At 60.7% G+C, this 1332-nt stretch carries 1 protein-coding gene; it reads left to right on the top strand.

Going from position 1 to position 1332, the window contains the following annotated elements:
* Positions 1-4 precede the first annotated feature (4 nt).
* Positions 5-1332: group II intron reverse transcriptase/maturase (gene ltrA / locus BLT00_RS30610; RefSeq protein WP_256572804.1), on the top strand; the 1328-nt coding region annotated here is incomplete at its 3' end.

The following is a 1332-nucleotide window of genomic DNA, read 5'->3' as shown; positions in this document are numbered from 1 at the left end:
CGAAATGCAGAAATTTCTCCCAGAGAAGACTGTGACTCCGAGTCCTGGACAGAATCCGAGGATGACGGCTGACAGCGCACAGGTATCGACGGCGTTTGTGACGTGGACGAACGCGGAGCCGGACACGCTGATGGAGCGAGTGCTTGCACCCGCCAACCTCAGACGTGCGTATCAACGTGTGGTCAGCAACAAGGGCGCACCGGGTGCCGATGGCATGACGGTGGAGCAACTGGCGCACTACACGAAACAGTATTGGCCGATCCTCAAGGCCCGGTTGCTGGCCGGCGAGTACCACCCGCAAGGTGTGCGCGCCGTCGAAATCCCTAAACCCAAAGGTGGAACACGACAGTTGGGTATCCCCTGTGTCGTGGACCGTCTGATCCAACAGGCCCTGCTGCAACAGCTCACGCCGATCTTCGACCCCCTGTTCTCGGACTACAGCTACGGCTTTCGCCCGGGCAGAAGCGCTCATCAAGCCATCGAAACAGCCCGCGCCCACGTGGCGGCGGGTCACCGCTGGTGTGTGGAACTCGACTTGGAGAAGTTCTTCGATCGGGTCAGCCACGATGTATTGATGGCCTACGTCGAGCGTCAAGTCGAAGACAAGCGAGTGCTCAGGCTGATCCGTCGCTATCTCGAGGCTGGGGTCATGTCGGGTGGGATCGTCAGCCGACGACAGGAGGGGACGCCGCAAGGCGGCCCGCTCTCGCCGTTGCTGTCGAACATCCTGCTCAACGAACTCGACCGAGAGTTGGAACGACGGGGCCATCGCTTCGTGCGTTACGCCGATGATGCGAACATTTATGTGCGCAGTCGCCGTGCTGGCGAACGAGTGCTGGCCGGGGTTGAGCGCTTCCTGAGCCTGCGTCTGAAACTAACGCTGAATCGGGAAAAGAGCCGAGTGGCACGGCCGTGGGTCTGTGACTATCTGGGCTATGGGATGAGCCGGCATCGACAACCGAGGTTGAAAGTGGCAACGCTGAGTCTGGATCGCTTACGCGACCGGCTCAGGGAATTATTGCGCGGGGCACGGGGCCAAGAGATGGCGAAGGTCATTGAGCGGATAAGACCGATGCTGCGTGGCTGGGCGGGCTACTTCAAGCTCAGTCAGAGCAAGAAGCCACTTGAGGAGTTGGACGGATGGGTGCGACGTAAGCTTCGGTGTGCCATCTGGCGCCAATGGAAGCAGCCCTCGACGAGGGCGCGCAACTTAATGCGCTTGGGGCTTGGCGAAGCTCGTGCCTGCAAGTCAACGTCGAATGGCCGCGGCCCATGGTGGAACTCGGGGGCGTCGCATATGAATCAGGCGCTGCCGAAGAAACTGTGGAACCA

The sequence above is a fragment of the Pseudomonas sp. NFACC51 genome (assembly GCF_900103575.1).
GTDB lineage: Bacteria > Pseudomonadota > Gammaproteobacteria > Pseudomonadales > Pseudomonadaceae > Aquipseudomonas > Aquipseudomonas fluorescens_Q.
Note: the sequence above shows the minus strand (reverse complement) of the source record. Positions and strands in the feature narration are given on the sequence as shown.